The sequence below is a fragment of the Pseudomonas sp. GW821-FHT05D12 genome, from assembly GCF_059419825.1.
Map to the genome: position 1 here is coordinate 381,321 of NZ_JBWKSN010000002.1, position 12,165 is coordinate 393,485.

General features: G+C 63.7%; 11 protein-coding genes and 1 pseudogene. 4 read left to right on the forward strand and 8 right to left on the reverse strand.

Annotated elements, in window-relative coordinates; all coding sequences use genetic code 11:
* Positions 1-221: 221 nt before the first annotated feature.
* A complete protein-coding gene (locus AC07SI_RS04800) occupies positions 222-1,067 on the reverse strand; it encodes a LysR family transcriptional regulator (RefSeq protein WP_495005261.1) in 846 nt (281 codons plus the stop codon).
* A 115-nt stretch (positions 1,068-1,182) separates the two neighbouring features.
* Here AC07SI_RS04800 and AC07SI_RS04805 point away from each other — a divergent pair, with 115 nt between their 5' ends.
* Positions 1,183-1,887, forward strand: a complete 705-nt coding sequence (locus AC07SI_RS04805) for a haloacid dehalogenase type II (RefSeq protein ID WP_495005262.1) — start codon at positions 1,183-1,185, stop codon at positions 1,885-1,887.
* A 3-nt stretch (positions 1,888-1,890) separates the two neighbouring features.
* The gene (locus AC07SI_RS04810; RefSeq protein WP_495005263.1) at positions 1,891-2,679 is read left to right on the forward strand and encodes an aldolase; all 789 of its coding nucleotides are present in this window, start codon (positions 1,891-1,893) and stop codon (positions 2,677-2,679) included.
* Positions 2,680-2,683: 4 nt separating this feature from the next.
* On the opposite strand, the gene AC07SI_RS04815 is transcribed toward AC07SI_RS04810, so the two are convergent.
* Positions 2,684-3,682 (reverse strand): M14 family metallopeptidase, encoded by a 999-nt coding sequence (locus tag AC07SI_RS04815; RefSeq protein ID WP_495005264.1) that lies wholly within the window; start codon positions 3,680-3,682, stop codon positions 2,684-2,686.
* A gap of 201 nt (positions 3,683-3,883) precedes the next feature.
* On the opposite strand from AC07SI_RS04815, the pseudogene AC07SI_RS04820 reads away from it, so the two are divergent.
* A pseudogene (locus tag AC07SI_RS04820) lies at positions 3,884-4,312 on the forward strand (TetR family transcriptional regulator C-terminal domain-containing protein); the annotation flags it as partial.
* Here the strand turns inward: AC07SI_RS04820 and AC07SI_RS04825 are convergent.
* From AC07SI_RS04825 to AC07SI_RS04850, 6 genes are all read right to left on the reverse strand, one after another.
* The gene (locus AC07SI_RS04825; RefSeq protein ID WP_282398043.1) at positions 4,268-5,266 is read right to left on the reverse strand and encodes a DMT family transporter; all 999 of its coding nucleotides are present in this window, start codon (positions 5,264-5,266) and stop codon (positions 4,268-4,270) included. The pseudogene AC07SI_RS04820 and the gene AC07SI_RS04825 overlap by 45 nt on opposite strands.
* A complete protein-coding gene (locus AC07SI_RS04830) occupies positions 5,263-5,961 on the reverse strand; it encodes an ABC transporter permease (RefSeq protein WP_495005265.1) in 699 nt (232 codons plus the stop codon). Before AC07SI_RS04830 ends, AC07SI_RS04825 begins: the two co-directional genes overlap by 4 nt.
* Before the next feature lie 7 nt (positions 5,962-5,968).
* Positions 5,969-6,673 (reverse strand): ABC transporter permease, encoded by a 705-nt coding sequence (locus tag AC07SI_RS04835; RefSeq protein ID WP_495005266.1) that lies wholly within the window; start codon positions 6,671-6,673, stop codon positions 5,969-5,971.
* A gap of 420 nt (positions 6,674-7,093) precedes the next feature.
* Positions 7,094-7,915 carry a transporter substrate-binding domain-containing protein gene (locus AC07SI_RS04840; protein WP_371920701.1) on the reverse strand — a complete coding sequence of 274 codons (822 nt, stop codon included), beginning with the start codon at positions 7,913-7,915 and terminating at the stop codon, positions 7,094-7,096.
* A gap of 39 nt (positions 7,916-7,954) precedes the next feature.
* A complete protein-coding gene (locus AC07SI_RS04845; protein ID WP_120448567.1) occupies positions 7,955-9,949 on the reverse strand; it encodes an aminotransferase class I/II-fold pyridoxal phosphate-dependent enzyme in 1,995 nt (664 codons plus the stop codon).
* A gap of 199 nt (positions 9,950-10,148) precedes the next feature.
* A complete protein-coding gene (locus tag AC07SI_RS04850) occupies positions 10,149-11,114 on the reverse strand; it encodes an aldo/keto reductase (protein ID WP_495005267.1) in 966 nt (321 codons plus the stop codon).
* A gap of 113 nt (positions 11,115-11,227) precedes the next feature.
* Between AC07SI_RS04850 and AC07SI_RS04855 the strand changes: the two genes are divergently transcribed.
* Positions 11,228-12,154: a LysR family transcriptional regulator gene (locus tag AC07SI_RS04855; RefSeq protein ID WP_106803895.1), complete on the forward strand. Its 927-nt coding sequence runs from the start codon at positions 11,228-11,230 to the stop codon at positions 12,152-12,154.
* Positions 12,155-12,165: the final 11 nt, after the last annotated feature.

Sequence of the window (12,165 nt, forward strand, 5' to 3'; positions counted from 1 at the left end):
ACATTTGCTTACGCAAGCGCTTGCGTCGGCCATTTATCGGCTGGTGAAACGTTTAATCATGGCGATCTGCCAGAAACGCCCTACTGCGTGCTATTGAGGGTGAAAGTTTCACGCGAGGTGGTCGTCGTGCCAGTCCGGGAAAGCCTGGCCTGATCGGCGCAATGGGAGGCTGGTTGATCGAGAGCGGCTAAGGGAGGGGTTTCGCTGAGGGAAAACGTGGGCTAGCCGGCTGCTGACAGTTGGTCGCGCAGGCAGTCGATCAAGCCTTGATGGGTGGCGCTCAGGCGTTCTACACCACTGACCAGCGCCAGTTCCGAAGGCGGCACTGGCGGTAGTTCGGTGCAGATGCGGTGGGTCGGCAGCACCGCGCTCCTAGGCAGGATGCTCAGGCCCAATCCCGAGGTTACGGCGGCTTGAATCCCGGTCAGGCTGTGGCTACCGAACGCCACGCGCCAACTGCGCCGGGCCTTGTCCAGCGTACGAATGGCCCGCTGACGATAGATACAGCCCTGGGGGAACAATGCCAGGGGCAGCGTTTCGACCTGCAGGTCCTGGCCGTGTCCGCAGACCCACACCAAGGGCTCCGGCCAACTGGCGTGACACTCGCCGCTGCCGGCTTCGCGCTTGACCAGGGCGATGTCGATTTCTCCGTTCTCCAACTGGCGGCGCAGATCGGTGCTCATGCCGCTGACTGTTTCCAGCCGCGCTTCCGGGCGCGCGCGCACAAAACCGGAGAGCATCGAGGCCATGCGCGTGGCGTCGAAATCCTCCGGCACGCCCAGGCGCACCGGTACCAGGCGGGCCTCGGTGTTCAACGCATCGCGGGCTTCACGGGACAGGTTCAACAGGCGTCGCGCGTACTGGGTGAGCAATTCGCCGTGCTCGGTGGCACTGACCTGCTGGCCGGAGCGATCACGCACCAGCAAGACCTGGCCGACGCTGTCTTCGAGCTTGCGAATCTGTTGGCTGACCGTGGATTGGGTGCGATGCACACGCTCGGCGGCGCGCGTGAAGCTGCCCTCGTCCACCACGCAGACCAAGGTATGCAGCAATTCGAGATCCAACATGCTGGCGCCCCTCATATCGACAATTCAACTGAGCTGGAGAGGTTAATTTAATTTCCAACTGACCGCTAGGTTTCCTAAGCTGACCCGGTCACTCACTCTTTTCGACAGGTGCCCCATGCCACTTGAACATTCCCCGCGCCCGGTCTGGCTGACCTTTGACTGCTACGGCACACTGATCCAGTGGGACGAAGGCCTGCGCGCCGCCATTGAGCGCATCCTTGCGGAAAAAGGCGCGCATTCGCTCGACCCCGATACGCTGCTCAGCGTGTATGACCGCCACGAACACACCCTGGAACAAACCCCGCCGCATCGCAGCTTCCGCACCCTGGCGGGCTTGAGCCTGCAGCTGGCCTTCAAGGAACTGGGCCTGCCCGCCAATGCCAGCGACAGCGCGGTGCTCACCGACAGCATCAGTGCCATGCCACCGTTCCCGGAAGTGCCGGGCACGCTCCAGCAGCTCAAGGCGCTGGGCTACAAGCTGTGTATCGTCTCCAACACGGACGACGATGTGATTGCCGGCAACGTCGCGCAACTGGGTGGCCACATCGACCGCGTCATCACCGCCCAACAGGCCGGCGCCTACAAGCCCAATCGACGCTTGTTCGACTACGCGCATGAGCAGCTCGGCGTCGGCCTCGACCAAGTGGTGCATATCTGTGCCAGCCCGCACCTGGATCACGCCGCCGCACGGGACATCGGCTTTCGTTGTGTCTGGATCGACCGTGGCACCGGTCGCCAGTTGCTGGCCGACTACACGCCGGACGCCATCCTGCCGACCCTCGATGGCGTGCCCGGGCTGTTCAAGTCCCTGGGGTGGTGAGCCATGGCACATACCTTTACGGCCTCCTCCCTGGGCCCGCGCGCCGGGCGCTTCTACCTCGACAGCGTGGCTGCCATCGACGCGCGGGTGGAGTTGGCCGCGTGCCTGCAACTGGCGGCGCTGCACGGTATGGAAGAAGGTATCTGCAATCACTTTTCAGCGACGGTTCCGGGGCATGACGAGCTGTTCTTCGTCAACCCGTTCGGCTATGCCTTCGAAGAGATCACCGCGTCCCAGCTGCTGGTGTGCGATTTCGCCGGCAATGTGATCGATGGCGAGGGCACGCCGGAAGCGACAGCCTTCTACATCCATGCGCAATTGCACCAGCAGCAGCCGCGCATCAAGGCCGCGTTCCACACGCACATGCCCAATGCCACCGCATTGTGCCTGTTGCAAGGCCCGCCGCTGTTGTGGCTGGGGCAGACCGCGCTGAAGTTCTACGGACGCACGGCGGTTGACGCGCACTACAACGGCCTGGCCCTGGACCACCGCGAGGGGCAACGCATCGCGGCGGCGCTGGGCGATGCCGATGTCCTGTTCCTGAAAAACCACGGGGTGATGGTGGTCGCGCCGACGATCGCCGAAGCCTGGGATGACATCTACTACCTGGAGCGTGCCGCCGAAGTACAGCTCAAGGCCATGGCCAGTGGTCAACCGCTCATGCCGATTGACCCCCAGGTGGCGCAGATGGCGTATGCGCAGATGCGCGAGGGCGATCCGGCGAGTGCGCGGGCGCACCTGGACAGTGCCATGCGCCGCCTGAAACGGCGCGGCTCGCACTTCGACCTCTGATCGCCTACGGGTCCAGCACGCCGCCGCTGTAGCTGTCGGACAAACGCGTGCCGGTGAACTTGGCCACCACCGAGCCCTGGGCGACCAGGCGCTCACGGTGGCCGGTGACCATGCGTCCGCGCTGCGCCGCGTGCAGGGGCACTTCGGAGCCAGGGTCGCCGGGACGCCCGATGATCCGGGCGAAGCGCTCGCCCTCTTCGACCCAATCGCCGAGGTATTTTTCGAACACCAGCACACCGGTACGTGGCGCGAGGATCGTCTCCATGCAGCCCATGTCCACCACTTCGCCCTGCCATTCGCCAATGGTCGCGACCGCATCGATCACGCCGCTGATGCACAGCCAGTTCCATAAGGCGTCGGCGTCCTGGCGCGCCAAGGCATCGCTGACATCGGCCTGCCCGCGCAACTCGAGGGTGGCGGCCAACTGCGGCGCGGCGTGGTTGATGATGGTTTCTTCGAAAGAGCCGTCGCCGCCGTCATCCCAGACGATCACCACGTCCACTTGCAACGCCGCCGCCAGCGCCAGGCCCTGTTCGGGCCAGAAGCTGCGGTGGATATAGAGGTACGGCAAGGCTTCATCGTCGGTATGCAGGTCCAGCACCAGGTCGGCGTCGGCAGCCAGTTGCACCAGGCTTTTCTGCCACTGCGCGAGGTTGCTGGCCGGGCGCTGCATGGCCAGCGAGTGGTCGAAGGCGCGGTTGAAGTTCTGCCCGGTGGCCTCATGAAAACGCCCGAGTAATTTGCCCTGGCGAAACTGGCCGATGCCGAACGGGTTGGCCTGCGGCACCACGGTCACGCAGCCCCTGAGAAGGCCTTGGTCCTGACACGCCTGCAAGCGCGGCAGCAACTGGTGCAGCACCAGCATCCCGGCGATTTCATCGGCGTGCACGCCGGCCTGCAGATGCACGCGGGGGCCACTGCCGTCGCCTTCAAAGCGCCAGGCGCCGATGTGCAAAGGGTTACCGGCATCACCGGGCACCTGCCACGAAAGGTCTTTTGCCATGCCTTGCCCTCCTCTGATCAATTAACCGCTAGAGATTGAACACATGTTCAACTAACCTGAGCCTTCTGGTCTTTCCTCAAGGGCATTGCCGTGACCACACCCCCTGCAAAATTGCGCCGTGCCGACCCTGACGAACGCCGCGACCTGCTGATTGCCGCCACCCTCACCTGCCTTGCTCGCGACGGCCACGCCGGGATTTCGGTGCGCCGGATTGCCGCCGAGGCCGGCGTGTCGGTGGGCTTGCTCAACCACCACTTCGGCAGCATCGACGCACTGATAGCCGAGACCTACCACAAGCTGGCCAATGAGTTGACCAGCGCGCTGTGGGCACAGGTCGAACGGGTCGAAGGCGCCGCCGCGCGCCTGGATGCGTTCCTCAGCGCGTCGTTTTCGCCACGGGTCATGGACCCCGACCTGCTCGGCGTGTGGGTGGTGTTCTGGAGCCTGATCCGTCACTCGCCCCACGTAAACCAGTCCCACGAAAACAGCTACCGCGCCTACCTCGGACTGATCCAGCAACTGCTCGACGACCTGGCCCACAGCGAGCAGCTGGTGATCCACGACAGCCACCTCGCCGCCATCGGTCTATCGGCGATGCTCGACGGACTCTGGCTCGAGGGGTGCCTCAACCCCGGCACCTTCAGCCCCGCCAACGGGCTGCACATCTGCCGCTGCTGGGTACAGGGGTTGCGTCACGGAGCATTCGGCGCCGACCACGTCCTGTGACACCGGGTGCCGTGCACTGAGCATGGCCAGGGTGCCGCTGACGGCGATCAACACTGCGCCGATGATCAGCGAGATATCCATCGAGGTGCCCCAGATCAGGCTCGACAACAGGAACGCCCAGATCAGCCCGGTGTATTCGAACGGTGCGAGCAGCGTCGCGGTCGCGCGGCGGAAGCTGGCAAACAGCAGGAACTGGCCGATACCGCCGACCAGCCCCGCCGCCAACATGCCCAGCCACGACGGCAACGGCGCGGGCGTGTGGGTCCAGGGCAAGGTCACGGCCATGCACACCACAAACACCACATTGGTGATCAGCATCTGCTCCAGCACCGAGGTGGTCGGGTCGACCTGGCGCAGCTGGATATAGGTAAACGCCCAGCACAGCGCGGCCGCCAGGGTCAGCGCGATCGGCAACGGGTCGAGCATGTTGCTCGGGCGACACGCAATCACCACGCCGACAAAGCCGATCAGCAGCGAGATCCACTGGCCACGGCTGGCGCGCTCCTTGAGGATCAACGCCGCGAGCAACGTGACCATGATCGGCGCGGAGAAATACAACGTGGTCATTTCCGCCAGGGTCAGGTCCTTGGCGGCGGTGTAATACAGCAGCCAGGCGAGCAACGACAACAGCCCGCGGATGATCAGCAGCCGGCGGCTCACCGAAGTCCACGCCCGGCGCAACAAGCCCATGCGCCCGGCGACCACGCACGCCGCGACCACCACCAGGCTGCGCCAGAACAGAATGGTGAACACCGAGTAATCGGCCACCAGCCATTTGATCACCGCGTCCTGCAGCGCCAGGAACGCATAGGCCAGTGAGCACAGGGCAATCCCCTGCAGCGAGCGATCCGGGCTCATCCGACTGACCTGCGCAGCGGCGTGCCACGGCGTTCGGCGATGGCATAGACGCCTTCGATGAGGAAGGTCAGGCACAGGTAAACCCCGGCCACCAACAGCAACGGTTGATAGATCTGCAAGGTTTGCGCACGCACTACGTTGGCCGCGCCGAGCAGGTCGACCACGGCGATGGTCGAGGCCAGCGCGGTGGACTTGAGCAGCATCACCGTTTCCCCTGCCAGGGTCGGCAGCAATAGGCGCATCGCGCGTGGCAGGCGCACCCGCAGCAGGGCCTGGCGCGGGGTCATGCCGAAGGCCGAGGTGGCTTCCATCTCGCCCTTGGGCACCGCCAGCAGGCCGCCGCGAATCACCTCACCCACATAGGCCCCCACCGACAGCACCAGGGCGAACACGATGTACCAATAGCCGTCGCGCAAGAACGGCCAGAGAAAGCTGCCCCGGATCATCGGGAACTGCGCGAACAAGCTGCCCAGTCCGTAGTAGAAAATGTAGATCTGGATCAGCAGCGGCGTGCCGCGCAGCACACTGGTGTAGGCCAATGCGGCACGTGCCAGCCATTTGCGCCGCGACAGGCGGGCCAACGCCACCCCCACCGCCAGGGCAAAGCCCAGCAGCGCTGAAATGACCAGCAGCGACAAGGTCGTCTGCAAGCCCTTGGCGATCAGTGCGGCGTAGTAACTTATCCATTCAGGCATGGGCGGCTCACTCGACAACCGGCATCCAGCGACGAATACGTCGCTCCAGGCGCCCGGACAGGTAGTTGGAAGCCAGCGTCACCAGGTAATACAAGGCGGCGGCCGCGAGGTAGAACAACAGGTATTGCCGGGTCGAACCGGCTGCCTGCTTGGCGGTGTAGAGCAATTCGTTGGTGCCGACCACGCTGATCAAGGCGCTGTCCTTGATCAGGTTGATCCACAGGTTGGACATGCCGGCCAAGGCGTACGGCGCCATGATCGGCAAGGTCACCCGGCGAAACAGGCCAAACCCGCTCAAGCCAAAGGCCCGCGCCGCTTCGATCTGGCCATGGGGAATCGCCAGGATCGCCGCACGAAAGATCTCCGACGCGTAGGCGCCCTGCACCAGCCCCAGCACCAGGATCGCTACCAGCGGACCGCTGATGTTCACCTGCGCAAACCCCAGCCACAGCATCAGCGCGTTCAGTCCCATGGACCCGGCGTAGTACAGCAACAGGATCAGCAGCAGTTCCGGCACCGCACGAAACAGTGTGGTGTAGCCGCGCATCAGCAAGGCAATCGGCCGGAGTGCACTGAGCTTGGCGCAGGCCACCACCAGGCCGATCAACAGCCCTACCGCAAACGCGCCGGCGGAGATCTGCAGGGTCATCCACAAGCCCTTGAGCAGTGCATTGCCCCAGCCTTGATCGCTGAAGCTCAGGAGATCGAACATCGGCTTACTCCACGATTAACGAGGGTTGTGTGATTGCCCTGGGGTGATGTGTGCTTGTGGCATGGGGGCTTGTCCTGTGGCTAGGTTTTTCTTGTGGTGAGAGGGCTTATCCATTGGCCTTGGTTTTCTTATGGGTTGAGAGCTTAGCCAGTGGCCTTGGTTTTTCTGTGGATTGAGAGCTTATCCAGTGGCCTTGGTTTTTCCTGTGGATTGAGAGCTTATCCAGTGGCCTTGGTTTTCCTGTGGTGAGGGGGCTTGTCCCCCGTTGGGCTGCGTAGCGGCCCCAAGAAAAGCGGGAGCGCTGCGCACTCCAACGGGGGGCAAGCCCCCTCACCACAAAAGCCACAACAGCCCCCTCACCACAACAGCCACCTCAACACCAAAACCACAACAGCGCCCTCACCTCCCACTTCTCCAAACCTATTGCGCATACGGGCTCTCACACACCTTGCTGACATACGCCGGCGTGTCGGTGCGTTTGCATGGGCTGACCGACAGGCCGAAGTAATGCTGGGACAGGTCGTCATAGTCCTTGCTCACCAGCAGTTCGCCGATGGCCTTGTCCAGGCGCGCCTTGAGTTCGGTGTCTTCCTTGCGCAGCCCCGCGCCGACGCCCCGGCCGATGATCGGGTCGTACGGCACACTGGCGATATGCGCCAGGCCGCTGGCTTCCGGGGTCTTGACCATCATGGCGATGGCAGTGTCGTCGGCCATCATGTAGTCGATGCGCCCGGCGATCAGGTCGGCGTTGGCCGATTCCTGGGTGTCGTAGTACTTGAGGTCAGCGATATTTTCGTAGTACTTCTTCAGGTAATTGGCGCTGACCGTGGAGATCTGCACGCCGATCAACTTGCCCTTGAGGCCCGCTGGGGAAATCTCCACTTCACTGCCCTTGGGCCCCGCCACGCCCAGCAACGAGTCGTAGTAGGCGCGGCTGAAGGCGATCTGTTTTTCGCGCTCGTCAGTGACCGACATCGACGAGAAAATCACGTCGATCTTCTTCGCCAGCAGCGACGGGATAATCCCATCCCACGCCACTTCCTTGATCTGACATTCGGCTTTCATGCCCTCGCACAGCTTGTGGATCAGGTCCACTTCAAAGCCGGACCACTGGCCGTTGCCGCCTTTCACCGTGAACGGCGGATAAGGTTCGGCCGCAACGGCAAACACGATAGGTTTCTCGGCCGCCAGCGTAAAACCTGCGGCCAACATCAATACTGCTCCGCCCAACCAGCTTGCCATGGGTTTGAATGTCATGATTTGCCCCGTCTTTTTATGGAGTTAGCGAGTTTGATGCGCGTTGACGAACTGTCGGCAACGTTCACTGCGTGGATCGATGAACACCGAGTCCGGCGAGCCGGTTTCCTCGATCATGCCTTGGTGCAGAAAAGCCACTTTGGAAGACACATCCCGGGCGAAGGCCATCTCGTGGGTGACCAGGATCATGGTGCGGCCTTCTTCGGCCAGGGAGCGGATCACCCGCAGCACTTCACCCACCAGTTCCGGATCGAGGGCCGAGGTGGGTTCGTCGAACAGCATGACTTTGGGACGCATGGCCAGCGCGCGGGCGATTGCCACCCGCTGTTGCTGGCCACCGGAAAGGAACGCCGGGTACTCGTTGCGCTTGGCGGCCAGGCCGACGCGGTCGAGCAAGGCTTCGGCGCGCTCGATGGCTTCGGCGCGGCTTTCGCGCAGCACCTGGGTGGGCGCCTCGATAAGGTTTTCGAGCACCGTGCGGTGGGGCCACAGGTTGAAGTTCTGGAACACCATGCCCAGGGTCGAGCGGATGCGCACCAGTTGCCTGGCGTCCGCCACCAGCGGCGCGCCGGGGCGGCCATAGTTCAACTTGATGCTTTCGCCATCCACGTGAATGCTGCCCTGGTCCGGCACCTCGAGCATATTGATGCAGCGCAGCAAGGTGCTTTTGCCCGAACCGCTCGCGCCGATCAGCGAGATCACGTCGCCTTCGTGGGCCGTGAGGGAGATGCCCTTGAGCACTTCGATATTGCCGAAGCGCTTATGCAGGTCGATCACTTCGATCATCTTCTTCGCCTGTACCGGCGGCGCCACTTCGACAATGGGCGCCGGCGCGGTACGCGGCTCACCCGCGAGCCGCGTGACAAACGCGGCGATGCGCCGGCAGGCGTCGGCGAGGCGCTCTTCACTCAAGGTAAAGGACAACCGCACGAACCCCTGGGCCGGCTCGCCGAATGCCGCCGCGTCCAGCACCGACACACCCGCTTCACGCAACAGCCGCCAGGCAAAGTCCAACGAGCCCAGGCCGGTGCCGCGCACATCCACCAGCACAAACATGCCCGCCTGTGGCGCCCGCACCTGGATGCCGGGGCAAGCGCTCAGGCCACTCACCACCAGGTCGCGACGGCGCCGGTAAATCTCGCGCATGCCCGCAGTGACCTCATCGTGGGCGAGCACCGCCGCCGTGGCGGCCTCCATCACAAACCCCGGCAGCCCGTAGAGCATGCTCAGCACCAGGGTTTCGGCGTGCACGATCAACGCCGGCGCGGCCACCAGCCAGCCGATGCGCCAGCCGGTCATGGCGTGGGACTTGGACAGACTGCCGATCACCACGCAGCGCTCGGCCATGCCCGGCAGCGCGGCCAGGCTGTGGTATTCGCCATCGAACACGAGGCTTTCGTAGACTTCATCCACCACCACCCACAGGTCATGGGCGATGGCCAACGCGGCGATGGCCTGCAGTTCCTCGGCATTGAGGACCACGCCGGTGGGGTTGTTCGGGTTAGAGAAGAAGATCGCGCGGGTGCGCGGCGTGATTGCGGCGGCAAGCAGTTGCGCGTCGAGGCGAAAGCCGGAGGCCGGCGAGCACGGCACGCGCACCAGCGTCGCGCCGCTGGCCTTGAGGGTGGCTTCGTAGGTGACATACATCGGGTCGAGCACCAGCACTTCATCGCCGGCCTGCAACAGGCACAGCGAAGCGACGAACAAGGCATTCTGCGCACCGGCCACGGTAATCACGTTTTCCGCGTTCAAGGGCCGCGCCAGGGTCTGGCTGTAGCGCGCGGCAATCGCCTCGCGCAGTGCCGGGCGGCCAGGGATTTCGGTGTAGTGAGTGTCGCCCTCGCGCAGGGCGTCGACGGCGGCGTCGGTGATGAAGGCTGGCGTAGCGAAATCCGGATCGCCCACGCTGAGGATGATGATGTCTTCGCCCTGGCTGGCGGCTTGGAAGGCGGCGTGGTGAATGTCCCAGGCCGCTACACCCTGGCCCGCAATTCGCTCAACAAAAGGGGAAAACCGCATGCCAGAGCCTCTCGTTCAAGAAGAAACAGCGCGAACCCGTCTGTGTGCAAACGGGTGGATGCGGTCAACATAGTTGAAACTGAACAGTCGTTCAATGGATAGATCAGGGCGATGTCGTTTATCGTGCGAACAGGTCGCGAATGCCAATCCTGCACCGAGCAAGGCTCGGAGTCTGGCCGCCGACATCGCTGGCGCAGGGCTACAACGGCGCGCCGAGCGGGTCTTTTATCGTGCTGGCGAGGATACGGTCGATATTCGTCAGGTCTTCAGGGGTCAGTTGCCAGCCAAACGCTTCTTCAAAACCGCGCAATTGCTCGGGACGCCGGGCTCCCCACAACGCGATGGTCGGGCCTTGGTCGAGCACCCAACGCAAGGCCAGGGCCAGCACCGATTTGCCGTGGCGCTCGCGCGCATAGATACCCAGCGCGGCCACCGTTTCCAGGTATTGCTCGAAACGCGGCGCCTTGAATGTCGGGTCGAGCGTGCGCACAGCGTCCCCGGCGAAAGGGGGCTGCGCATGCAGGTTGCCGCTGAGCAAACCTCGGCACAGCGGCCCGTAGGCCAGCACCACCAGGCCATGCTGCCTGGCGTACGGCAGGATAGCGCTGTCGATGGTGCGTTCGAACCGGTTGTACGGCGGTTGCGCGGTGGCCGCCGCAGTGTGCTGGCTGAAAGTATCCCTGTGCGTGGAGGCATAGTTGCTCACCCCGACGGCAAGGATCTTGCCCTCGCGGCGCAGACGCTCCAGCTCATCGGCGGTTTCTTCCTGGGCCACCGGCGAGTCGGGCCAATGGATCTGGTACAGATCGATGTAGTCGGTGTCCAGGCGCACCAGCGAGTCTTCGAGCGCTTTGCGGATGCGCCGGGCCGTGGCGTTGCACCGTGGCGGGCCGTCGTCCCAATGCAGCCCGGCCTGGGTCGCGATCACGGCGCTGTGGCGCACGCCGCGCAGTGCCTTGCCGATCATCTGTTCGGATAAACCAAAGCCATACACCGGCGCGGTGTCGATCAGGTTGATTCCGAGTGCCAACGCATGCCGAAGGGTGCGGGTCGCCTGTTCGTTGTCGGCACCGCCCCACAGGTGCCCGCCCATCGACCAGGTGCCGAGGGCTATTCGCGAGACCGGTGTATCAATACCGGAGATGCGGATGGTCTCAACGTACATGAAATAAAACCCCTGACCGTCAACATGCTTAGAAAAGCAATTACTCTAGGTCATCCCAGGTTGAATAGGGCTCAACGCCGCATTCAACCAAAGCCCCACTAAAGAGACTTGAAATGGCTGCCTTCAACCGTTCCGAATTGGCTGATCTCAACGTGTTCATGGCAATCATCCGCCGCCGCAGCTTTCGCCATGCCGCGCATGAACTCGGGGTGACCACCTCCGCGCTGAGCCACACCATGCGCAACCTGGAAACCCGCCTGGGCGTAAAGCTGCTGTACCGCACCAGCCGCGCCGTGGAACCCACCGACGCCGGCACCCTGCTGGCGGAAAAACTCAGCGTGGGGTTCGCCACGATCCAGGACGGCCTCGACACCCTGGAGCTGTACCGCGAAGCCCCCATCGGCCGGCTGCGCCTCAACGTGCCACGCGATGCCGCAGTATTGCTGCTGGCGCCGATACTCGGGGATTTCTGCGCCGCCTACCCGCAGCTGCGCCTGGACCTGATCGTGCAGGACCAGATGATCGACATCGTCGCCGAGGGCTACGACGCCGGCATCCGCTACGGCGCCACCGTGCCCCAGGACATGGTCGCCGTGCCGCTGACGGGCGCGTTGCGCTGGATCACCGTCGCCTCCCCCGCCTACCTCGCCCGACGTGGCACGCCACAGCAACCCAAGGACCTGCTGCAGCATGCGTGCATCCGCATGTACCTGGGCGACAAGACGCCCTACAAATGGGAGTTGGGCAATGGCCCACGCCAGCAGCGCATCGACGTGCCAGGCCACTTCAGCGCGGCGGATACCGAAACCATCGTGCATGCCGCCCTGCAAGGCGTCGGCATTGCCTACTGCCTGGCCAACCGCGTGCAACAGGAACTGGCGGACGGCCGCCTGGTGGACGTCATGCCCGACTGGGCCTGCGTTGGCGAGCCGCTGTGCATGTACTACCCGAGCCGCCGACAATCGCAGCCGGGACTGCGCCAATTGATGGACATGATCCGCTTGAAAACCATCGGTTCGCAGTTGATGGAATCACATTGAACCTGCGCCGG